The 21081-nt window shown below is 46.6% G+C and carries 23 protein-coding genes; 10 read left to right on the top strand and 13 right to left on the bottom strand.

Going from position 1 to position 21081, the window contains the following annotated elements; translation table 11 throughout:
• Positions 1-101: 101 nt before the first annotated feature.
• The 7 genes from PQG66_RS16785 to PQG66_RS16755 form a co-directional block, all read right to left on the bottom strand.
• A complete protein-coding gene (locus PQG66_RS16785) occupies positions 102-1052 on the bottom strand; it encodes a hypothetical protein (RefSeq protein ID WP_272038888.1) in 951 nt (316 codons plus the stop codon).
• A 153-nt stretch (positions 1053-1205) separates the two neighbouring features.
• Positions 1206-1922, bottom strand: a complete 717-nt coding sequence (locus PQG66_RS16780) for a VOC family protein (protein ID WP_272038887.1) — start codon at positions 1920-1922, stop codon at positions 1206-1208.
• Positions 1919-2380, bottom strand: coding sequence for a VOC family protein (locus PQG66_RS16775; protein WP_272038886.1), 462 nt, complete (start codon positions 2378-2380; stop codon positions 1919-1921). Before PQG66_RS16775 ends, PQG66_RS16780 begins: the two co-directional genes overlap by 4 nt.
• An 82-nt stretch (positions 2381-2462) precedes the next feature.
• Entirely contained in the window at positions 2463-3032 is a 570-nt protein-coding gene (locus PQG66_RS16770; RefSeq protein WP_272038885.1) for an NADPH-dependent FMN reductase, read from the bottom strand.
• Positions 3033-3243: 211 nt separating this feature from the next.
• Positions 3244-3975 carry a response regulator gene (locus PQG66_RS16765; protein ID WP_272038884.1) on the bottom strand — a complete coding sequence of 244 codons (732 nt, stop codon included), beginning with the start codon at positions 3973-3975 and terminating at the stop codon, positions 3244-3246.
• A gap of 19 nt (positions 3976-3994) precedes the next feature.
• Positions 3995-5668 carry a GAF domain-containing sensor histidine kinase gene (locus tag PQG66_RS16760; protein ID WP_272038883.1) on the bottom strand — a complete coding sequence of 558 codons (1674 nt, stop codon included), beginning with the start codon at positions 5666-5668 and terminating at the stop codon, positions 3995-3997.
• 101 nt (positions 5669-5769) lie between these two features.
• Positions 5770-6252 carry an ArpU family phage packaging/lysis transcriptional regulator gene (locus PQG66_RS16755; RefSeq protein ID WP_272039190.1) on the bottom strand — a complete coding sequence of 161 codons (483 nt, stop codon included), beginning with the start codon at positions 6250-6252 and terminating at the stop codon, positions 5770-5772.
• A gap of 401 nt (positions 6253-6653) precedes the next feature.
• Here PQG66_RS16755 and PQG66_RS16750 point away from each other — a divergent pair, with 401 nt between their 5' ends.
• Together PQG66_RS16750 and PQG66_RS16745 are read left to right on the top strand one after the other, a co-directional pair.
• A complete protein-coding gene (locus PQG66_RS16750; RefSeq protein WP_272039188.1) occupies positions 6654-7097 on the top strand; it encodes a transcriptional regulator in 444 nt (147 codons plus the stop codon).
• 45 nt (positions 7098-7142) lie between these two features.
• On the top strand, positions 7143-7559 hold the full coding sequence (locus PQG66_RS16745; RefSeq protein WP_272038882.1) for an ImmA/IrrE family metallo-endopeptidase: 417 nt from the start codon (positions 7143-7145) through the stop codon (positions 7557-7559).
• Between the two features lie 690 nt (positions 7560-8249).
• On the opposite strand, the gene PQG66_RS16740 is transcribed toward PQG66_RS16745, so the two are convergent.
• Positions 8250-9977 (bottom strand): proline--tRNA ligase, encoded by a 1728-nt coding sequence (locus PQG66_RS16740; RefSeq protein ID WP_272039187.1) that lies wholly within the window; start codon positions 9975-9977, stop codon positions 8250-8252.
• A gap of 530 nt (positions 9978-10507) precedes the next feature.
• Here PQG66_RS16740 and PQG66_RS16735 point away from each other — a divergent pair.
• A complete protein-coding gene (locus PQG66_RS16735; RefSeq protein WP_272038881.1) occupies positions 10508-11182 on the top strand; it encodes a 3'-5' exonuclease in 675 nt (224 codons plus the stop codon).
• Positions 11183-11222: 40 nt separating this feature from the next.
• Here PQG66_RS16735 and PQG66_RS16730 read toward each other — a convergent pair whose 3' ends face one another.
• The 3 genes from PQG66_RS16730 to PQG66_RS16720 form a co-directional block, all read right to left on the bottom strand.
• A complete protein-coding gene (locus PQG66_RS16730; RefSeq protein WP_272038880.1) occupies positions 11223-12194 on the bottom strand; it encodes a helix-turn-helix transcriptional regulator in 972 nt (323 codons plus the stop codon).
• A 172-nt stretch (positions 12195-12366) separates the two neighbouring features.
• Positions 12367-13071, bottom strand: coding sequence for a hypothetical protein (locus tag PQG66_RS16725; protein WP_272038879.1), 705 nt, complete (start codon positions 13069-13071; stop codon positions 12367-12369).
• Between the two features lie 207 nt (positions 13072-13278).
• On the bottom strand, positions 13279-13443 hold the full coding sequence (locus PQG66_RS16720) for a hypothetical protein (RefSeq protein WP_272038878.1): 165 nt from the start codon (positions 13441-13443) through the stop codon (positions 13279-13281).
• A gap of 325 nt (positions 13444-13768) precedes the next feature.
• Here PQG66_RS16720 and PQG66_RS16715 point away from each other — a divergent pair, with 325 nt between their 5' ends.
• The 6 genes from PQG66_RS16715 to queF all read left to right on the top strand — a co-directional run bounded on the left by PQG66_RS16715 (position 13769) and on the right by queF (position 17986).
• Complete coding sequence (locus PQG66_RS16715; protein WP_272038877.1) at positions 13769-14224, top strand: hypothetical protein; 456 nt, start codon at positions 13769-13771, stop codon at positions 14222-14224.
• 18 nt (positions 14225-14242) lie between these two features.
• Entirely contained in the window at positions 14243-14947 is a 705-nt protein-coding gene (locus tag PQG66_RS16710; protein WP_272038876.1) for an AIM24 family protein, read from the top strand.
• A gap of 368 nt (positions 14948-15315) precedes the next feature.
• On the top strand, positions 15316-16005 hold the full coding sequence (gene queC, locus PQG66_RS16705; RefSeq protein WP_272039186.1) for a 7-cyano-7-deazaguanine synthase QueC: 690 nt from the start codon (positions 15316-15318) through the stop codon (positions 16003-16005).
• Positions 16005-16496, top strand: coding sequence for a 6-carboxytetrahydropterin synthase QueD (queD, locus tag PQG66_RS16700; RefSeq protein ID WP_272039184.1), 492 nt, complete (start codon positions 16005-16007; stop codon positions 16494-16496). The genes queC and queD overlap by 1 nt, the downstream gene beginning before the upstream one ends.
• Positions 16489-17283, top strand: a complete 795-nt coding sequence (queE, locus tag PQG66_RS16695) for a 7-carboxy-7-deazaguanine synthase QueE (RefSeq protein WP_442955112.1) — start codon at positions 16489-16491, stop codon at positions 17281-17283. The genes queD and queE overlap by 8 nt, the downstream gene beginning before the upstream one ends.
• 211 nt (positions 17284-17494) lie before the next feature.
• Positions 17495-17986 (top strand): preQ(1) synthase, encoded by a 492-nt coding sequence (gene queF / locus PQG66_RS16690; protein ID WP_110897191.1) that lies wholly within the window; start codon positions 17495-17497, stop codon positions 17984-17986.
• A gap of 212 nt (positions 17987-18198) precedes the next feature.
• On the opposite strand, the gene PQG66_RS16685 is transcribed toward queF, so the two are convergent.
• Entirely contained in the window at positions 18199-18315 is a 117-nt protein-coding gene (locus PQG66_RS16685) for a putative holin-like toxin (protein ID WP_272038875.1), read from the bottom strand.
• A 332-nt stretch (positions 18316-18647) separates the two neighbouring features.
• Between PQG66_RS16685 and PQG66_RS16680 the strand changes: the two genes are divergently transcribed.
• Positions 18648-19922 (top strand): MFS transporter, encoded by a 1275-nt coding sequence (locus PQG66_RS16680; protein WP_272038874.1) that lies wholly within the window; start codon positions 18648-18650, stop codon positions 19920-19922.
• Positions 19923-20133: 211 nt separating this feature from the next.
• Here PQG66_RS16680 and PQG66_RS16675 read toward each other — a convergent pair whose 3' ends face one another.
• Complete coding sequence (locus PQG66_RS16675) at positions 20134-20982, bottom strand: EcsC family protein (RefSeq protein ID WP_272038873.1); 849 nt, start codon at positions 20980-20982, stop codon at positions 20134-20136.
• Positions 20983-21081: the final 99 nt, after the last annotated feature.

The following is a 21081-nucleotide window of genomic DNA, read 5'->3' as shown; positions in this document are numbered from 1 at the left end:
GGTTGATTGTCGTGGTTTTTATGTGGATAAATGGCGAAAAGCACTGGCCTATCTGGCCAATGCTTTTGAATCATTATTATTTTGTTCTTACACATCAACGTTCACGCAATAATATAACGGAAGTTCTCCCAAATCTCAGGCATTGCTCCCCCGTTCTTAGCGTGGTGATAGAAGCTAAACGGAAATTTAAATACATGCCCGCCATACCAGTCTCGGCAGCGCCGATCCGTGAGCCAATATTCCAATTCATGTGGCAGTGCGTGTGAACGCTCAGCTTGTGTTAATGGCGGCACATCCACAGCAGATTGCAGTATAGCTGCCTCTGACGTCACAACAACATGAGGGCTCAGCCGCAAGGCTTTGACTATTTTGAGAAAAGGGGGAATGCCTTGATAAAACAAGCCTTGGTAACCCAGCTCATAAAGCATATTCAGCGCGTGTCCATAGGTGAACATATGACCGATCAGATCATAATGGGCTTCCGCTTGATAGATCGTTCGAATAGCACCCCATTCCTCCAGAATGAACTGAGACAGCTGAACTGGATGCATAATTTCAGGAAAACCACCCTTCTCTTCCAGACGCATATGACGGATCTCTTTCATCGTTGTATTGGCCCAGGATCTACCCGGTGGTGTGCGTTCAAAAGACAGAATGAATTGGGCGATTTGTTCGATCTCTTGTGCAGTGCCCCATCCTTCCAATTCACGAATAGCTTTAAGGCTTATTGCACCATAGATGACTTGGTGCCCAACCCAGTGCAACTCGCCCATCGTGTGCTCCAGTGCGCCTGCAATACGCACTTCGGCTTCTTCCAGCGGCAGACGTTCATTAGGTGAAGCGGCAGGACTGATACGTATCCCATGCTGGCGAAGCATCGCTTTTGCTTCGGCAATAACGCTGCCAGCGGCCAGGGCCGTAAGGCGATTTTCCTGTACCCAAAAGTAAGCCGCAATCGCACCTGCACCATAATGGGCATGCCAAAGATCACCTGTCCGTTCCCGACTGGACGCTATTGTCGCTAGTCCCTCTTCTAACAAACGTCGATCCAAGTCTGCCATCCCCCTTCAACTGATGAAGCTTCGCTATAAGCTAAGCTGTACTGCCCTGATCTCTATAAATAAAGCGTTTACTTCTATAACATGATCAAGTTTGAATACTTATTCCCCTTTTACACGATATTTGATCTAAGATCTAAAGATATATTATAAGGACACGCGGATGACAGAATAACCTGAAGATTCGCTGTTATCCGGCTCGAATTGTAACTTGCCTGTCTCTCGGATCGTTGCTTCCAGGGGATAAATCTTTGCTTTTTGATTGGAGAAAAACCAGACACGTTCCCTCTTAACTACAATAAACAGACCTTTTCGGTCACCAACCGGAGAAAACGTATCACTCCCCTCACCCCAACGGACGAGTCCCATCTTCTCCAGTTCTTTTACAGCAGTCGGTACATCCTCTGAAACCAGCCCTATTTCACATACTTGCAGGATGTTCGCCACGGAGAATGGTCCTTCTTGCTCGTTATGCTCCCGATGATGAGCAATCAGTTCCACAATATTGCCAGCAGGATCTTCAAAGTACAGCGAATGCGAGTCCCAATTATGGGAATAGGCTTCATCCCGCTCTCCATCTGTACTTAACGTGACACGTGACGCCGCCCACTGCTTCGCTTCCTGAAACTGGTTCCTCGGGATCATCCAGGCGAAATGATAGAACGGGAACGGCTCTATCCTCTTGCTTCCTGCTTCGAACGTATCATTCCACTGCTTAAAAATCATCTTGGTGATTCCTGCCTGCACGGTAAAGATTCCATCTGTTGCATCAATGCTGGACACCCTCATCCCCAGTGTCTCTCCATAAAAATAGTGCAGTTCCTCCAGTTTTACGGTATAAAACAATACCTCTTCGATCATCATAGGCTCCCCCTCCCATGCAGCCTTTCCCATTCACTCCATGGCACCAAGCCAAGCTCAGGTTTCGCTTCGTCTGGCAGTACAGCGATGAATTCAAGTGAGTGACCATCCGGATCGGTGAAATAAACAGAAACCGCAGGCATCCAGCCAAAAACATACAACTCCCCAATATCATCATCCTGAAAATTACGGGTCGTAATGCCCTTGTTTTCCAGGTAGTCCACCGCATGTTCCATATCCTCCAGGGATACGTGAAAAGCAAAGTGCTGACGCTGCACCTGTGCAGGCTCCTTCTCCCACAGCCCCAACATGGCATGGCGTTCACCGCCAATCCAATAGAATGAGTTGCCACGTTCGGGCTGTCCATAAGCGTGCGATAGTCCTAGTATATTTTCATAAAAATGATGTGATCTTGTGAGATCCGTAACGTTCAGATGTGTTTCATAAATCCCTTTAATCATGATCGATTCCTTCTTTCTCATGGCATTAACAATGATGCGATTTAGTTAACAAACAATGACGTACTCATTTTTCTATAATCCCTTATAGTGCCTTCCTTGCTGCCGTCAACGTCTGAGCCAGATTCAAAAACGATCCCAACACCCGCTGCACCCGCTCCTCTATATCCTGACTGCCTTCATATTCCTCATATCCATCAAACGTGGCTTCAAACCGTCTGCGCTGTGCACCACCAATAGATATCCATTCGGGAGCATTAATACCGTGCAAATTACGTACCATCGTTTGCAACTGGGTAAGTGAGCTAACACCCACCGCCCCTCCAGCAGAACTGATGGACAGAACCAGTTTTCCGCTAAAATGAGCCTGACTTAGATGGTCCAGTGCATTCTTAAGTACACCGCTTATGCTGCCATGGTACTCCGGTGTAGATAGGATGATTGCATCGGCTGCAAGCATCGCGACGGTTAAATCGGCCAGGTTCTCGTGCGTCTCTTGCTTTTCATCCGGGGCGTAGAAAGGGAGCGGTTTTTCATACAGATTAAATAAGGTCGCCTCATGTCCCTGTCCCTGAATCATCTCTGCCGTATATTCTGCCAGGCGTGTACTTGTTGCATTTTTTCGGTTGCTGCCCGCTAATATCACAATATTCATTTCATTCACTCTCCTTTGTTTTTTGTTGCAAAATGCTTCTAGCTTCGCTCATTCGATTAGCCATCTCGACTTTGATTATCCTTATTTTACCTTATAACTAGGGTCAACTCGTCAGCTGATAGACTTAACTTCAGCACAAAAAAACTCAACCTTTCGGTTGAGTTCTTACAACTTTAGTCTGAAATTGCCTGCATTTAACGATACCATTCCATCATAGCTCCCAGCCATTTCGCACGGCATGCAGCGCTGCTTGAGTACGATCTGCAAGTCCAAGCTTATCCAGCAGATGACTGACATGTGTCTTGACAGTTTTCTCCGTAATGACAAGTCTGGCTGCAATTTCTTTGTTACTCAGCCCGTGGGTAATCAACCCGAGCACTTCCCGTTCACGGCGAGTGAGCAGTTCCAGACCTGTATCTAATGATTCACATGACACTATCTGCTGTTCATTCTGATCGGTGCGCTGAAGAGCTGCCCCTGTCGAGGCTTGTACCCCCTGATGTCTATCTTCCAGCATATCCATCGACGCCATGACATGCATTAATTGCCCTGCCGCTGCCGGATGCAATTCGACCTGACCTGAATATACATTTCGAATCGCAACCGCTAAATCCTCAGGTTCGATATCTTTGAGCAGATAACCTCTCACGCCTGCACGAACAGCAGGGACAACATGATCTTGATCCGAGAATGAAGTCAGCACGATGATCCGTGTCTTGGGCAGCAGACTGCGCAAACGTCTGGCTGTTTCGATACCATCCATGACCGGCATGTGAAGATCCATGAGCACAACATCCGGCTTCAGCTCCTGTGCTCGATCCAAGGCCTCCTGACCGTTCGATGCTTCACCGACAACCTGCATATCCTGTTGTGTTTTCAGAAAAACGTGCAGTCCTCGCCTGACCATGGCGTGATCATCGGCAAGTAAAATTGTAATTGACATTGCTGCCTGCCCCCTGACTTTATTCGGATTCCAAGGAAAGTGGTATTACTGCTGTTACGGTTGTCCCCTTGCGTGAAGAACTCCACACATCCAGTCTGCCTCCGAGCGAGTGTGCACGCTCTCTCATAATAGATAACCCCAAAGAATTCTGGTTGGATGATTTACGCTTTTTGGCACCGCCCTTACCCTGATCCGAGATGGTGAGCTTGGCTTCCTTTTCATCTAATTCAAGGAGTATGTTTGCTGAAGTCACGCCTGAATGCTTCCGTATATTGTTAATAGCCTCCTGACCAATACGCCATAATCCTTCTTCAACAGAACGGGAGATGGACCGTATTCCCTTTCGATCCACGATAACCTGTAGTCCCTGTTTCGTACCATACTCCTGCAGGGCACTTAACAGTCCGGCCTCCAGTCCAACTGGACGAAGCTGCATAATTAACGCGCGCATCTCCTTGAGTGCTTCCTGAGATAATGCCCGTATATCTTGCATCGCTTCAACCGCCGGATGTAAGGGCTCTGTATCGGAGAGCATACTCTCTACACCTCTCGCTGTTAACGATAAGGAGAATAACATCTGATTGACGGAATCATGCAAATCCCGAGCCAGCCGATTGCGTTCCTCCAGTCTAGCCAGTTCACGCCGATGATCAGCCAGCTTCAGGCTCTCTCTGGCAGCGATAATATGCTCGGCTAGCGCCTCAAGCACTTCACTGTCCGCTTTGGCTAAGTTTGGAGATTTCTCCCCTGTACCAACGACAAGTAGCCCTGCTTCACTTGGCGCTTGAAACGAGATCGGTACACCGATTGCCCATGCGAGCTGATCCCAATTCAATTCATGCTTGACCTGGCCAAACATCTCAACGAGCTCTTCCATAGATAGTACAGCTGATCGATGATGATCAACGATACGATTCATAAGATGTCTTCCCTCTTCGGATAGAGCTACTACTGAGTCCAGCCACATCTGACTATTGGTGTAGATCGCCTGAATATGACATGTTCCATTAGTCTGTTGTACAAGCGCAGCGAACGGCCAGTCGAAATATTTTCCGAGCATTCTTATGACCGTACCTGGCAATGCATCCGTTTCTGTACACTCATTGACGGTCAGACTTAATGCAGCCCCGAAATCCCCTAAACGAGCATAGAGATCAGCCCGGCGCTGTTCTGCACGGTACAGTCGCATCCGCTCCATCGCACTGCCAATCTGATAGGCTACGGCCTGCAAAAGGGCAAGCTCACTGTCGCTGAAATGCTCTTTACCTGGTGCAGCTACGTTCAACAATCCCAGCATTCGTTCACCTGAACGGAGTGGAACTGTTGCGTGATGAGTAATATCCTGCGTGTCTCCCCACTTGAATTCTACAGCATCCTCCAGACGCTTACAGTTAATGATGTTGACCGCATGTTGTAGCCTTCCATCCCGAAAACGGTTAACGCACCAGCATGTCCCTACTCGCATTGGCTCTTTATCCCTTCGCATTAATGCGGGGGGCAGATTATAGTCCGATATACAGGTATACTCTCCACGTTCATCGATGAGGAAAAGCCATCCTGCCGTTAATCCGGTTAGCTCAAGTAATTTGCCAACCACCGTATCCAGCATCAAGCTAAGATCGTTAGAGGTATTCAGCGTCTCTGCGATCGTTTTCAGCGTCACCATGTCCTGCATTCCAGCTTCTTCTGGCATGATGCATTCCCCCTCAGATGCTCCGTCTGTGATTTTATCCCAACCATTGTAACCAATCTTGCGGGGATATTAAAGCTTCAACTTTTTAGCGAATGATCTGATCAGCCAAGCTTCTGCCTCTCTTTTCTGGTGGATGACAGAGACTCCATATTAATCAGCCCACGGTCGGACAAGGCCAGCGCCATTTTGTAGAAAGCACGGGTTCGAATCTTGGTGTACGTATCCTTGCTCACAGGGGGATCGAACACATGATTATATATTTTATAGTCAAATACGTCATCATCCTTCATATAACGCTCAGTCACAAGTACACGTTCCTTTTCACTGAGTCTGGACACGATCTGATCAATGGTTTCACAGTACGTCTGTCGTGCGCGTTGTACATCCACATTAAAGATCGCAGTTCTTGCTGTAGAATCGCTTGTAACATTGGTGGAACCATGGAAACGTTCCGTGTAACTCGCCGTCACCAGCACCTCACGTTCCTCAAAAGCAATGGTTTTATATATCCGATACTTCTCCAAAACGGCTTCAACTGCCGCCTGTGTTTTACGACGATCCAATTCCGGTAACATCAATTCCATATTTGCCATAACTGTTATCCTCCTTGTATATGCTCATTTATATCTCATATCATGTTGACATCTTGTCTCTATCTTCTATTGAAGATAGACTTCTACAGTAGTTGACTCCATCATTTCTAAGCCCAACAACGTTGGTTTCATTCTTCATGTTGCCTTTTGGAAATAGCTTATCTTTACACTGTGTTCCCCTTTTGTTCGTATTTCTACTAGAGGATACCACTTTCTGGAGATCGAAGTAAACCTTCATTTTGGCTCGTTTAAGCGATAAAATAAAACCTAGGCTCTCATTTCCTATACCTTTTGGCATAATTGTTTCATATCTCTTTACCTAATGGTATATATACGATATAGTACAGATAATAATAGAACTCGTATATGACGAGTCGAAGGAGATGGCATGAATTGTGGAGCACGCTTTTGGTCCTTATATGAAACAGCTGCGTGAGCAACAAGGCTTCAGCATCAACCAGCTTGCCGAGGCAGCAGGAATAAGCAATTCGCAGATTTCACGTATTGAAAATGGTGTCCGTGGAGTTCCCAAACCAGCCACCATCCGCAAGATTGCTGAAGCACTCGCCGTACCGTACACGGACATGATGAAGCAGGCGGGGTATATAGAACCAGCCAAGGATGTATCTCTGCAGGAGGTGCCTGAATGGGCAACATACAAAGACCGGCGAGATTTTAAAAAAATGCTGGAGGATGATGACGATCTGATGTTTGACGGCATCCCGCTTGACGAAGAGGATAAGAAACGAATTAAGGATGTGCTGACAGGTCTGTTCTGGGAAGCCAAACAGATGAACAAACGCAAGAAGTCAGGCGAATCGGACCAACGCCCATGAGGCCAAGACACGCGTTCAACTTACTGAAACTGCAGGTGAGATCATATGGATGATATCGTAACCAAGCTGATTCGAAAACACCGGACCAATTGTCCGTTCAGCATTGCCCGCGCTGTAGGCATACAGATTCGTTTCGCCAATCTAGGCCGATCAACCAAAGGGTTGTATTTCCGCAAACTTCGCCGTAGGTTTATTGTGATTCACAATGAACTTCCGCCTGAATGGCAACGATTTGTATGCGCGCACGAGTTGGGTCATGACAGACTGCATAAAGGAATCAATCGTTTCTTCTTGGAGGAGCATTCCTATTTTGCTCCAGGTAAGCTGGAGAGACAAGCGAACCGCTTTGCCATTCAACTATTGACGGCTGGATTTATGCCTGAACCCGATGAATCACTTGAGAAATATTGCTTGCGCACCGGACTACCGCGTGAAGCGCAGCATTTTTTTTACACAATTTAAGAACGTATGTTCCTTTGTCTGAAATCTTTTTCTACTATATCTACATGTTTCACTTCTGCTAATGGTTCGTTTACTGTTCAAGAATGTTTCATTTGCGGCAGTAGCAACGATCTAAGAAAGGCACACCCATTACAATTCTACATACGAGCATCGTTGCAATAGGATATTGAAGATTTTTAACACGACCCGATCTCTAGCTCCCTCACTTATCAATTCACTAAAAAAGGGAGTCTGTTGCCAGACATCGGCAACGACTCCCTTCCATTTAAAAATAAACCCTGTACAACAATACTTCGTCTTTAATTCATAGATTGTCCTCATGCCGAACTAGTGCATATTGGCAATTAATAGCCATCTTCATGCGATTTAATGCGCAGACAATGTTCAGCCGCTTTCGTAAAAAGCTTGCGTAATTACACTCTGGTTTTCCGATTAGCTAATCTTGTTTCAGCTACAATTAGGAAAAGAAACAAGTCTCTCGATGTCTCCTTCTCATCTATAGTTACTTCGTAGGATACTTCTTGTTCTCTGTACTTTTTTATCCTTCTTTAGTCATCATTTACTTAAGCTTATTGTCAATTCCACTCCATATTTAACAATCGACATCATATTCAGTCCTATGATATAACTAATCAAACTCGAAGCTTCACAGGTATTCCATCGCCTCTTACAATCGAATAAGGACCGAGCTTACACGAGTTGCTCAGTCACGTAACGAACAGCTTCCTGTGCCGTCATATCGATTCGCTTCATTTCACCTGAAGCTGCAAGCATATGTGAACCGACTTCAACTTGTGACTCAGCTGCCCCTCTGCCAACAACAATATGGATCGGTAGTCCAATCAACTCGGCGTCTTTGAATTTCACACCTGGACGTTCGTTCCGGTCATCAACGAGTACACGAAAACCGCGGTCAAGAAGCTGTTGCTCCAGTTCTAACACAACCTTCTGCTGTTGCTCATCCTTCCAGCTTACTGCAATTAAATGAACATCATACGGTGCCACGGATGCAGGCCAGCGAATCCCATCTTCTGTTGCATACTGTTCAGCAATGGCAGCCATCAAACGGGATACCCCTATGCCGTAACATCCCATTACCGGTGCACATTGTCGACCATTATGGTCTAGAAAAGAGGCCCCCATGGCATCACTGTACTTGGTACCCAGTTTGAAGATGTGACCAACTTCAATGCCTTTGGTAAACACCAGTGTTTCACCACAAGATTGGCAGCGGTCCCCTTCTGTGGCAAAACGGATACGTTCCACCTGATCCAATGCAAAATCAACGCCTGGACGGACACCTGAAAGGTGCATATCCGGTTCATTGGCTCCCGTAATCGCTTGTTTCATTGCAGCCACATCCGCGTCGACAACCATCCGCAGTCCAAGCCCTACAGGTCCAATATAACCAACCGTAAGACTAGAATGTGCAGCGATCGCTGCATCATCAGCCAAAGTTAATTCTTCAGCGCCAAGCACCTGTTTTAAAGCAATGTCATTCAGTTCATGATCTCCACGAACAAGGGCTGCCACAAGCTGCCCATCAGCTAGGTACAGCAGAGTTTTGATCATGTCCTCTGCCTTACGATCCAGGAATGAGCATAACTCCGCAATGGTGCGGACGCCTGGTGTTGCAATCCGTAACACTTCTGCGCGCCCACCTGCTTCACTATCTGCGAGGAGTGGAGATTCAGCAGGTAAAAATGCCGCCTTCTCCAGGTTCGCAGCGTAACCGCAGTGCTTACACGTCACAATGGTATCTTCTCCTACATCAGCCAGAGCCATGAACTCGTGTGTCTCCCCTTGTCCACCAATGGTTCCCGCATCCGCTTCAACCCGAATGTACTCTAAACCACAGCGTTCCAGAATGCGACAATATGCCTCGTTCATCGCCTTATAGGTTCGATCCAGTTCATCCCAGTTTGCCGCGAACGAATAAGCATCCTTCATAATAAATTCCCGTCCACGTAGCAAACCAAAACGCGGACGGCGTTCATCTCGGAACTTGGTTCCGATCTGATATAATGTGAACGGCAGCTTACGGTACGAATTGACCTCATCACGGGCCAGTGCTGTAACGACTTCTTCATGTGTAGGCCCTAGCGCAAACTCTCGTGTATGCCGGTCTTTCAGCCGCATCAACTCTGGACCATACTGTGTATATCTACCAGACTCCTCCCAGAGTTCAGCTGGCTGCATAATGGGCAACAGCACCTCCTGACATCCCGCACGATCCATTTCTTCCCGAACGATTCGCTCAACGTTCAGAAGCACACGGCGACCAAGCGGTAAATAACTGTATATCCCCGCTGCCAGTTGGCGAATCATCCCCGAACGAAGCAGCAAACGATGCCCTACAGCCTCAGCTTCCGCTGGAGCTTCACGTAATGTTGGAACAAGCATTTCACTTTGGCGCATCATGATACACTCCTTATTGATCTGATTGATATATCCTGATCTTATCAGGTCTTAAATAGCAAAAAGACACATTCGTCAAGGGACGAATGTGTCGTGGTACCACCCTTATTTGACCGCAAACGATCTGTTCATATCTTCGCACGCTGAGATGCAGTCCTATGGGGCATAACGGACCCTTCCGGCGCAGGTTACAGTCCAGAATTCATAGGACCTTCCCTTCGCAGCTAATGAGGTAGGAATCGCGTAGTAGCAGCAGGAATGTCACACCAATCCATCCCCTCTCTGTTGAAGCTAACTTACGTAATCATGTCCCCGGTAAACGCTGTTATCCATTTTTGATCACATTAGAATATTTACATTCACTTGTCAACCAATACGTCATAATCAGTGACCTCTTGCCCGTTTTCTGTATCTATAGCTGACATGGCCACTAGTTCACTGTAGAATAGAGAAATAACATTTTTAAAATCTCAGGTTCTGGTTCTTGTTTCTGAATGCAAGTGTTTATTCCGGATAAAGGAGTTTGTCTTATGCCATATATTATATATGATCTTGAATTTACAGTAAGTCGTAACACACGGTACTCATCCGAAATCATCGATATCGGTGCTGTCAAAGTGAGTGAGGTCCCAGGTGCTGGTCTTACGGTCACCGACACCTTTCATACCTATGTTCGACCATCTAACAAGTCCGTCCTGTCCAGCGACACCGTTCAATTCACAGGGATCACACAGAAGGACATTGATGCAGCCCCACTGTTCCCGGAAGCATTGAGTCAATTCATCGAGTGGATGGGCTCTGAACCTTATTATATGTGCTCATGGGGACCAGATGACCGCAGCAAACTCATCTCCCATTGTCGTACACATCAATTGGATGTGGCTTGGATTACCAATCATAATGATTTACAACAGCAATGGTCACGTGCCATGCATAAAGAGGGGAAATTCCGACAACTCGGACTTGCCCAAGCTCTTGAAATCTGTGGAATTGAATTTGATGGTACACAGCACCGTGCTCTGGATGATGCCATCAATACAGCTAAGGTGTTTATCCACCAATTTGATCAGTTCAAACTGGAAAACAACTGTGCAGCAGATGACGAAGGTGTTACCTCCAAGGTGGTGTATTCCAGCGTTGTGGATGATGAGGAAAAGGAGTCGCCGTTTGGCAATCTTGCTAATCTGTTCAAAAGCAAGGACTAAAACAATTATAGCGTCAGCACCAAAATTGCAGTTTGTACGTTTAGGACTGACCGTACACCTGCTGCCAGCGGCTTAATCGTTCTTTCATCAAGTGACGACAATGTTCTGGTTCGAGGATTTCTGCCTCTGGTCCATACTTCGATATCCATGCCAAAATCTCTTCGAGATCGCCTACACTCGTTTCAAACAGCAGGGTACCTTCGGGCTCCATGGTTACAACGGGGAGCACTAAAAACCGCTCTTGCATCACGCGTTCCACGACGAGGGAAGAAAATCGAATTTTAACAGCAGTCTCTTCCGTACTTTCTTTCGGTTTCGAAGCAGTACGGAAATAAGACTGGATTAAATAATCTTTTTTGCGGAAGGTGTTAGACATCATTTTTAAATCATGCAGCCGGTTTACCTGGAATGTTCTTATTCTCTGGGAGAGATGACAATAGCCTACCAGATCAAATTGATATTCCCTTGGGATCAAGCAATAAGGATCAATACGAACGATTTTCATTTCTCGCTGAGATTGGTAGTTTCCTTCAACACTGTTATGAGAGATCCCAGCTTGAAGCAGCGTAAGAAGAGAACGATTCGGTTCATCCCCGTTGTTGTTCTCGCAAATAATCGAGCCTTCCTTGAACATTTTACTGATCTGCTCCGACCATTCCACCCGCTCCGTCCTTTGTTTCTGACTTGAAGCAATGACTTTCTCGTACGCACTCTCGAATGATGGCTTGACTAGAGGGCGAATATCCTCCATAACGTCTGCAAGCTGCATGAATGCTTGAGCTTCTTCCTCAGACCAATTCAGCGGATACATAGCAAAATGGCTGATAAACATATACCCTCTTCCATGTCCCATATTGGCAATGGGGATATGCATTGCACTGAGGGCCTCCATGTCGCGGTAAATCGTCCTTTCCGTCGTCTCACACCGCTCAGCAAGTTCACGGGCCAAAATGCCTGGCTTGGCTTGTACCAGCGTGATAATGCGCATTAATCGGATTAGTCGGTCTGTCATTTTGCCAGGCCCTCCATGAAGTTGGTTCAAATAGTATGATAAAGCTCCATACTTAACTGATATCCTGATGTACTAATGATTTATGATTCATACTCTCAACTTAATGCGGAACATCACCTAGAAAACATATGTAAACTCGTGCTCTTTATACCGTTACAACCTGATAGACACATCATTCACATAACGCAGCTCTTTCGCGATTTGCATACCCTTTTGTATGCGTAATTCCATAGTGATAACGAAGCTTCTCGATCATTTCGGCCTCTGTATAATAATCCAGATCCTGTTTACGGGCAGCCTCAATCAGTAATGCATCCGCGTGGCGACGTAGCATATTGCTACCTTCCTCAATACGACCCCGTTCATAAGCACGAAGAGCTTGCTTTAATATCGGAACCGTTTCGTTTAATTTAATCGTTTTCTCTACTTTGGGATCTTCAGGCTGCCGAAGCATGCCTAAGTGACTTGTATACTGAATATAGAGCTGTTCCCTGCGTAGAAGCACACGCTGACTTTGCTTCAACTTGCGAGTACTCCAGTATGCAGAACACACAGCAGTTTTACCTGAAAAATGAGGCCCTAGAGCGAATTGCAACAGAACCTGCTTGCTTTCACCTTTGTAGACATCACCTAGTCGTAGAACCCAGCCAATGTCTGTCTCTTTATAACGACATCCATAGATGGCTTTAAGTTGAGCTCCATGTTCCGGTTTGAGCAAAAGCTCTAAATCTCTCGACATAATTTTGGGTGCTATTTTCCTAAGTCTTTTGGCAGGGGACCCGTAACGCCACTCTACCATCATGTATACGGGATCGGTTCCCCCTGTCGGTATGGCCTCTTTATTCCATGAATAAGATACTTCAAAGACTGAGTTCACTGGTAGTCTCTCCCCCAATTTATATGTATTATCTTCTAAGTTAGCAGGGTGAATGGACACTATATTGTCACGGAACATATGTTCTTATTACTTTTTTCCATTCTATTACTCTCTTCCCCCTGAATCCGCCTAAAAACGACAATAAACGACAAAAAAACTTGGCTCTCGGCCAAGCTTTTTCATCGTGTTGTTACGACAAGTCCTAACTTAAATCATGGGATGATTACTCTCCATTTTGTCTATGAACGTACTCTCCGTCTCAGAGACAGGCGCAAAAGTTACACTATCAATAATCAGTTTTCGTCCGACCGGCTCACCGTTTACAGTAATGACGATTGTTTTCGTTAATGTGTTCGGTTTTTGTGTATACATATTCATTCTTCTCCTTCATTTCGTATATTAGGTTTCATCAAATGTATTGGGTATAAGACTTTATATTCGTATTTGTGAACAGTTTGTACAGAACGGAAGTTATTCAATAGAGTTGTCTACCTAGGCCACTGCTATCGTTGTATTACCCAGCGAATTTTAGATCTAAACATAAGTTTTCTTTCATTTTCGAGTTATTTTGGGTAATAAAATATGATCCGCTTGAACCCAATACTCGGTTTATAACGTATAATGAAAGAGCGGTATTTCAACAAATGACGACGATTTCGGCAACCGATCGATCTTACTGAAGAAAGAGGTGTTACCCATGCCAAAATCCCTTCAGGGTTATTTCATTCGGGTGTTTTTCACCACATGTATTCTATTTATGGTCACATTAGTTTCTACTGCAAATGCAGCAAGTGCCAATATATTTTCGGATATGTATAAAGGTTGGGAACGCGTGTCGGAATTACCTGGCGAAGTGAACGCACTGCAAGAAAGTTATAAGCAGACGCTGGAACAGTTGAATCAGACCTCAGCTCAGCTCGGACAAGCCCAGGCCAATGTGGAAGCATTCAAGGCGCAGAATGATCAACTCTTAGCCCAGAATCAGAAACTTACTGAAATGGTCAACAAGCTGCAGAACGAACAGGATGCCAGAACAGCCACCACACAGCGTATTCAAACGATGATCATTACGATTATTTCTCTCATATTAGGTTACTTTCTTCTCATTCGAGTGATGCGTTGGGGCATGCGCCGCAGGTCCAGCCGATTATAAAAGAACAGGAGCTACTGCATGAACATACATCTGAACCATGCTGAAGCTGGTGGGGCAGGACAAGTGGTCACCTTTTCACTGATTCAAGATGACCGTCTTCATATTCTGCATCCCCAGCAAATTGTTGCTTTTCGAGGTCCGAGCAGCAGCAGACAAGATAAATTCATGAATATTTCAGGAATGTATCGCAAAAGAAAGCTGATTAAATCTGAAATTACAGGGCCATGCCAGTTTGTCGCTGCCCTCCCTCCGGGATTCACCATGAAAGAAGTAGAGCTTACCGAGCACAGTGATCTGCTGTACGATTTTCGCCACTTATTCTTCTACTCTGATGGTGTCACGATGCAGACCAAAATACAAAAAATCAAAAATATGCTGATTACCCGAGATGCTGTAAAAATGAAGTTTTCGGGCAAAGGCACCATCGGATTGCTCACGCAAGGACAGGTATGTCAGCAAGAGTTACATCCTACTGCCCCGCTCTATGTGGATGCCGGGAGTATTATTGCCTACCCGGAGAATGCCCATCTGGAATTAACCGTATATGGAAACAACCTCGCAAGTCAGCATATGAATTATCATTGGAAGATGACAGGTCAAGGATCTGTTCTTTTTCAAGCTGGCCGCGAAAATCACAAGTTGCAGCAAGACGTTAATGACGAGGGTCTATTCAAACGAATATTAAAAGAGGTTATTCCCTTCGGCAATGTCATTATTAAGTAAACCAGAGAGATTATACAATGCCGATACGCCTTTTGTGTGTTATACTGTACCCGGACAATTAGATAAGAAAATCCATGCTCAGGCATGGGAGAGGTTCGCGAACTCCCTCTACAAGACTTGACCTGTGAAGGTCATCAACAGTCTTGCGTACAAATTACCGTGAGTACATGCAGCTTTGATTGGCTGAAGGTGGTATGTTAACGGTGTGCGTAAAAAACTAAGGACACTTGCTTATGGCAGCTTTTTTTAAAGCCGCTTTGAAGAAGGTGTGTTTTTTGATGGATGCTAGTTCATGAACTTCTCTGTTCTTTCGACATTTCTGCTTGTATGCAGGAGTGATCTCAAGAAGATGGAGAGGTTTTTTTATGTTGAACAAAGAAAAAGCCATCGTTGTATTTAGCGGCGGTCAGGACAGCACAACATGTCTGTTCTGGGCGAAAAAACATTTCGCCGAAGTTGAAGTCGTTACATTTGATTACGGGCAACGTCATAAGCTGGAGATCGAATGTGCAGCGTCAATTGCAAAAGATCTGGATGTGCAGCAAACGGTACTCGATATGAGCTTGCTGAGCCAGCTCGCTCCCAATGCACTTACACGTTCCGATGTAGAGATTACCCATGAAGAAGGCGAGCTGCCAAGTACGTTTGTGGATGGACGGAACATGCTGTTCCTTAGCTTTGCAGCCATTTTAGCGAAACAAAAAGGGGCCCGTCATCTGGTTACTGGTGTCTGTGAGACTGACTTTAGCGGCTATCCTGACTGCAGGGATTCATTCGTGAAGTCAATGAACGTCACCCTTAACTTGTCGATGGATTATCCATTCGTCATTCATACTCCGCTGATGTGGCTAGACAAGGCCGAAACGTGGAAAATGGCTGACGAGCTAGGCGCTTTCGATTATGTAAGGGAACGCACACTGACTTGTTATAACGGTGTCATCGGTGATGGATGTGGTGAATGCCCTGCGTGCAAACTGCGTAAAGCCGGACTGGATCGTTATGTACAAGAGCGTACAATGGCTCAAACGGCTGTCCCCTCCTCTGGGGTGGAAGCATGATGAGAGAACCCGGAACATTTCGAATCGTTGAACGGTTGCAGCGAATTGACCATGATATTCTGCCCACACAGCTGAGATATCACCGTAAACGTGTGCTGGTCAGCAAAGAGTTCACTTTTGATGCAGCACATCATCTGCATTGTTACGAAGGCAAGTGTAAAAACTTGCACGGTCATACGTATAAAGTCATTTTTGGCATTAGCGGTTATCCGGGTGAAACCGGGCTAACCGTTGATTTTGGACATATCAAGGACATCTGGAAGAACCGGATTGAAGGTTATCTGGATCATCAATATTTGAATGAAACGTTGCCCCTCATGAATACGACGGCCGAAAACATGGTCGTTTGGCTGTTCGAACAGATGGAGCATGCTCTGCAAACGGAGCCTTATGTCGGACTCACGGACGGTGCACGCACCGAATTTGTTCGACTCTTCGAAACGCCGACCAGCTACGCCGAAGCAAGACGGGAGTGGATGATCGATGAGTAGTCTAGAAGATCAGAAGCAAGCTGTATCGGTTGCAGATCACCCTCAAGCTCGTGCAGGGGAAGCACGTATCCCTGTAATGGAGGTTTTTGGTCCGACGGTTCAAGGCGAAGGCATGGTGATCGGGCAAAAAACGATGTTTGTGCGCACCGCGGGCTGCGATTATCGCTGCTCCTGGTGCGACTCCGCCTTTACCTGGGACGGTAGTGGCAAGGACCAGATTCGTATGCTGACGCCAGAGGCGGTATGGGATGAACTGCGCCGCTTGGGCGGCACGCGTTTCTCCCATGTAACCCTCTCCGGCGGCAATCCCGCCCTGCTGGCCTCGCTGGGCGGGCTGGTTGCCCTGTTGCGTGAGAACGGCGTCCGCACCGCGGTCGAGACGCAGGGCTCACGCTGGCAATCATGGCTGGCGGACATTGACGAAGTCACGGTCTCGCCCAAGCCACCCAGCTCGGGCATGGACACCGACTGGGCCGTGCTGGACGATGTGATCGGCCGTCTGGCTACTGGCCCGGCGGATCGAAGTCACAGTCTGAAGATCGTGATCTTCGATCAGACAGACCTGGATTATGCCCGCCGCGTGCATGAGCGATATCCGGGCACGGCTTTATTTTTACAAACGGGGAACCCGGATGTTTCTTCGGCCGATACGCCAGATCTGGCAGCTTCTCTACTAGCTCGTTACGAGTGGCTAATTGATGAAGTAAGTGCCTCGGACGATCTCAACAATGTGCGCGTACTTCCGCAGCTTCACACGCTGGTATGGGGCAATAAACGCGGAGTGTAACGCCCTTTCCGTGCTACTCGTAGATCATTTGGGCACGTTTAGAATGGACTTTTGGGTCGTATGGATGTTAGTGGCGGCATGGGCTGTATGATGTATGTTTGCTTTAAGCATTCACAGAAAAAACAGGCTGTTCGGCGGCCTGTCATGATATACGCAAAAAGATATGACGAGGCCAGCGGCTTCGACTGGATAAAAGGAGCGTTTGTAACCGATGAGACAACCTGATGAGATGCAAGATGTGACATTACTGGGTAACCAGAATGTGAAATATACGTTTGAGTATGATCCGGGTATTTTGGAGAGCTTTGATAACAAGCATCCCTACCGTGATTATTTTGTCAAATTCAACTGCCCGGAGTTCACGAGTCTCTGCCCGATTACGGGGCAACCGGACTTCGCCACAATCTACATTAGCTACATCCCCGATATTAAAATGGTTGAGAGCAAGTCACTCAAACTGTACCTGTTCAGCTTCCGCAACCATGGTGATTTCCACGAGGACTGCGTGAACATTATTATGAACGACCTGATTAAGCTGATGGACCCTCGCTTCATTGAAGTCTGGGGCAAATTCACCCCGCGCGGTGGTATCTCCATCGACCCGTATACCAACTACGGCAAACCGGGAACGAAATACGAGCAAATGGCTGAGCATCGCATGATGAATCATGACATGAACCCGGAGACGATTGATAATCGCTAGTGTTCCCACAGGACTCACCTCGTGTAACTGATCAAAAGTCAACCTTGCAAAGGTGGAGTTTTGGGAAATGTTGTGATAAACTGTAGTCAACTAGGATAACATAAAAAAGAGCAAGGATGCGTCAACATCCTCACTCTTCTACAACAGCCGCTTTCAAGGGCGGTGGCTGTGGACAGGTAATCGAAATAGGCTGCTACCTTACCGAGGGCGGCCTATTTCTTTTTGCTTTGATTATTCAATGCAATGACGATGGTTACAATCAGTCCAATTAAGGTTACTGTGAACCCAGCAAAACTGATCATTAACGTCAATACATCTTTTATCTCCACAGGCATCACCTCCTTACACAGGAGACTAGCCGACCGCCCATTCAAGCCATTCTGTTGTTATAACATATTATACCATATGTCCTAACCTGTGGACATCTATTTGACACCAAAATAAGAATGTATGTTCCCACAATTTTATAACTGAACAGAATATCCGCTACTGATCATCTGATGTGTATAATTATACGATTTTATCCCCTTTATTCATCATTCTCCCCTGTTCCCCTTGTCGCTCCATGCATTCTGCCCTATTATGTAACAATATGCTTAAATGCATAAAATCTAACATTAGGCGCTGATCCCTCGTGACCGCGACCAAAGGAGAAATGTCCATGTCGGTACAAACTACATACGCCAAGGACGCTGCTACGCGTTCGAAAACCCCACCCGGATTGGATGCCCAAGGCACCGTATACCGGATACTTATTGCCATCAGTCTGGTGCATCTATTCAATGATTCCATTCAGTCTGTCATTCCGGCGATCTTTCCTATCTTAAAAGATTCCATGCAACTAACGTACACCCAGATTGGGTGGATCGCCTTTGCTATCAACTTCACCGCATCCATTATGCAGCCCGTTGTGGGCTGGTTTGCGGATAAAAAACCAACCCCGTCGATTCTGCCGATCGGCATGGGTTTCACGTTTACGGGCATGCTGCTGCTCGCATTTGCCGACAGTTATGTGATGGTGCTTATTTCTGTTATCTTTGTCGGACTCGGGTCCGCTGCTTTCCATCCGGAGGGCTCTAGGGTATCTCATATGGCCGCAGGGCAGCGTCGGGGACTGGCACAATCTATTTTTCAGGTGGGGGGTAATGCTGGACAGTCGCTTGCGCCACTGCTAACGCGCTGGATTTTCATCCCGTTTGGGCTGTTTGGTGCGATCGGCTTTACGGGCATTGCCGCCATGGGGATCGCTGTGCAGCTCTACGTTGCACGATGGTATGGGCGTATGCTCCAATCAGGGGCATACCTGCGCAAACAGGCGGCTGCGCGTCGTGCTCCTAATCCAGCACTGCGCCAGAAGATTGCTGCCGCGATTACGATACTGATCCTGCTTGTGTTTGTCCGGTCATGGTATGTCGCTTCCATCGGCAGCTTCTACGCCTTTAACCTGAAAGATACCTTTGGCTTGTCCACGGAAGACGCACAAATTTATATTTTCCTGTTTCTTGCCGCTGGCGCACTCGGGACGTTCTTTGGCGGCCCGCTCGCAGATCGGTTCGGCAAGCGTAATATGATCTTTTTATCCATGGCTGGTGCCGCACCGCTCGCGTTGGTTTTACCGTATGCCAACCTGTTCTGGACGGGTGTACTGCTGACGATTATCGGCTTTATCATGTTGTCCAGCTTCTCGGTAACAGTTGTGTACGCACAGATGCTCATTCCGGGTAAAATCGGAACGGTCTCCGGGCTGATCACGGGCCTTGCCTTTGGCATGGGCGGTCTTGGGGCACTGGTTCTCGGCAACTGGATTGATGTTTTCGGAGTTTCACCGGTTATGCAGATTTGCAGCTTCTTGCCGCTGATCGGCATCTTTACCTTCCTACTGCCATCTGACAAATTGCTGCATCGCTGGGCACAAGAAAACGGTAGTGAGGAGTAATCCTAATAATTCAGGTTATTATCAGGTAGATGTTCTCTGACTCTTTGGACACATAGGAGGTTCTTCATCATGGTCAGTGGTTTCACTGGTAGTTTTTCTCTAGTCTAGAGCAGCGGTGGAGACATCTCCCAAAACAAAAGAAGCTCCTGTCCGAATCTGGTCATCCAGATTGGCAGGAGCCTTTTTATGAGATATATGTGCAAGGAAAGATCTATTTCAAACGATGCAGGATCAGACGTTTTTTGTACAGCATTTTACCGGCCTCGGCTACATCCTGAATTGTATTTTTGTTGCTGACAGATCCAAAGATCATACCTGCAATCGGCACCAACTGAAATAGCTTTTTCCAGCCAAACGATTCACTGTAAGAGTTGAACACTTCACGCCATCCCTGCATTTGAGAGACCACCTCAATTTGCTTATCGGGATTATCGTAGTCCGCTAGCTCTTCAATAATGGCTTTTTTGCCCACAATATCAGCTGAAGAGAATTGCAGACATTTTACAATAAAGATACGTTCGAGCGGGTCATCCGGGTCATATCCATAGCACAGTGCCATCTCTTGCAATACTTTTAGCGAAAGCCCCATCACCAGCGGAATGTCTGCTGCAATCGTGACGATGCCCCCAAATCCAGTCGCGGCCCCTTGTGCCGCAGCGAATTTGCTCCGACTCTCGGTGATACTATCCGCCACACGGTCCAGCACCTCAAGCGGTAATTTTTCCACACTATGAATTTTGGCGGTTTTCTCCGTTTCCGCATCCTCTTCCAAGCGGTAGATGTGATCTTTTGTCATGGGGTACCCCGAACGCTCGGCTTCCTCTTGCAAGAGCTTGGCTACTTTTTTCTTCTGTACAAGAAACTTGCCACCCGTTTGCAAATACTGACCCACTTCGTTCAAAGCGTCACCGATCTTCTGCTTTATTGCTTTAGGCATTACTTTATCCAGCATGGCAAATGGCAGACGCCCAATCTTGTCCCAGATGAACAGATCCTTCTGTTCCTTCTCCCATTTTAGGATTAACTCAAGTTCTCCATCCAGTGTCTCGCGTGATTCCATATGTGATCCTCCTATAGGTTGTAGTACGATTGTCATTTGGATTGACCTTATTTTCATACGTAAAATTAGTGTATCGGTTGCTTTATTTCAGCATCATAT

It is taken from the genome of Paenibacillus sp. JJ-100, assembly GCF_948329825.1.
GTDB lineage: Bacteria > Bacillota > Bacilli > Paenibacillales > Paenibacillaceae > Paenibacillus.
This window is presented reverse-complemented; position numbering and strand designations above follow the sequence as displayed.

What these genes read in the sequence shown, in the direction of transcription:
- PQG66_RS16780 (WP_272038887.1), bottom strand. Translation starts at nt 1,922, where the DNA reads ATGATGATCGAAGAGGTATTGTTTTATACCGTAAAACTGGAGGAACTG.
- PQG66_RS16775 (WP_272038886.1), bottom strand. Translation starts at nt 2,380, where the DNA reads ATGATTAAAGGGATTTATGAAACACATCTGAACGTTACGGATCTCACA.
- PQG66_RS16770 (WP_272038885.1), bottom strand. Translation starts at nt 3,032, where the DNA reads ATGAATATTGTGATATTAGCGGGCAGCAACCGAAAAAATGCAACAAGT.
- PQG66_RS16765 (WP_272038884.1), bottom strand. Translation starts at nt 3,975, where the DNA reads ATGTCAATTACAATTTTACTTGCCGATGATCACGCCATGGTCAGGCGA.
- PQG66_RS16760 (WP_272038883.1), bottom strand. Translation starts at nt 5,668, where the DNA reads ATGCCAGAAGAAGCTGGAATGCAGGACATGGTGACGCTGAAAACGATC.
- PQG66_RS16755 (WP_272039190.1), bottom strand. Translation starts at nt 6,252, where the DNA reads ATGGAATTGATGTTACCGGAATTGGATCGTCGTAAAACACAGGCGGCA.
- PQG66_RS16745 (WP_272038882.1), top strand. Translation starts at nt 7,143, where the DNA reads ATGGATGATATCGTAACCAAGCTGATTCGAAAACACCGGACCAATTGT.
- PQG66_RS16740 (WP_272039187.1), bottom strand. Translation starts at nt 9,977, where the DNA reads ATGCGCCAAAGTGAAATGCTTGTTCCAACATTACGTGAAGCTCCAGCG.
- PQG66_RS16735 (WP_272038881.1), top strand. Translation starts at nt 10,508, where the DNA reads ATGCCATATATTATATATGATCTTGAATTTACAGTAAGTCGTAACACA.
- PQG66_RS16730 (WP_272038880.1), bottom strand. Translation starts at nt 12,194, where the DNA reads ATGACAGACCGACTAATCCGATTAATGCGCATTATCACGCTGGTACAA.
- PQG66_RS16720 (WP_272038878.1), bottom strand. Translation starts at nt 13,443, where the DNA reads ATGTATACACAAAAACCGAACACATTAACGAAAACAATCGTCATTACT.
- PQG66_RS16715 (WP_272038877.1), top strand. Translation starts at nt 13,769, where the DNA reads ATGCCAAAATCCCTTCAGGGTTATTTCATTCGGGTGTTTTTCACCACA.
- PQG66_RS16710 (WP_272038876.1), top strand. Translation starts at nt 14,243, where the DNA reads ATGAACATACATCTGAACCATGCTGAAGCTGGTGGGGCAGGACAAGTG.
- queD (WP_272039184.1), top strand. Translation starts at nt 16,005, where the DNA reads ATGAGAGAACCCGGAACATTTCGAATCGTTGAACGGTTGCAGCGAATT.
- queE (WP_442955112.1), top strand. Translation starts at nt 16,489, where the DNA reads ATGAGTAGTCTAGAAGATCAGAAGCAAGCTGTATCGGTTGCAGATCAC.
- queF (WP_110897191.1), top strand. Translation starts at nt 17,495, where the DNA reads ATGAGACAACCTGATGAGATGCAAGATGTGACATTACTGGGTAACCAG.
- PQG66_RS16680 (WP_272038874.1), top strand. Translation starts at nt 18,648, where the DNA reads ATGTCGGTACAAACTACATACGCCAAGGACGCTGCTACGCGTTCGAAA.
- PQG66_RS16675 (WP_272038873.1), bottom strand. Translation starts at nt 20,982, where the DNA reads ATGGAATCACGCGAGACACTGGATGGAGAACTTGAGTTAATCCTAAAA.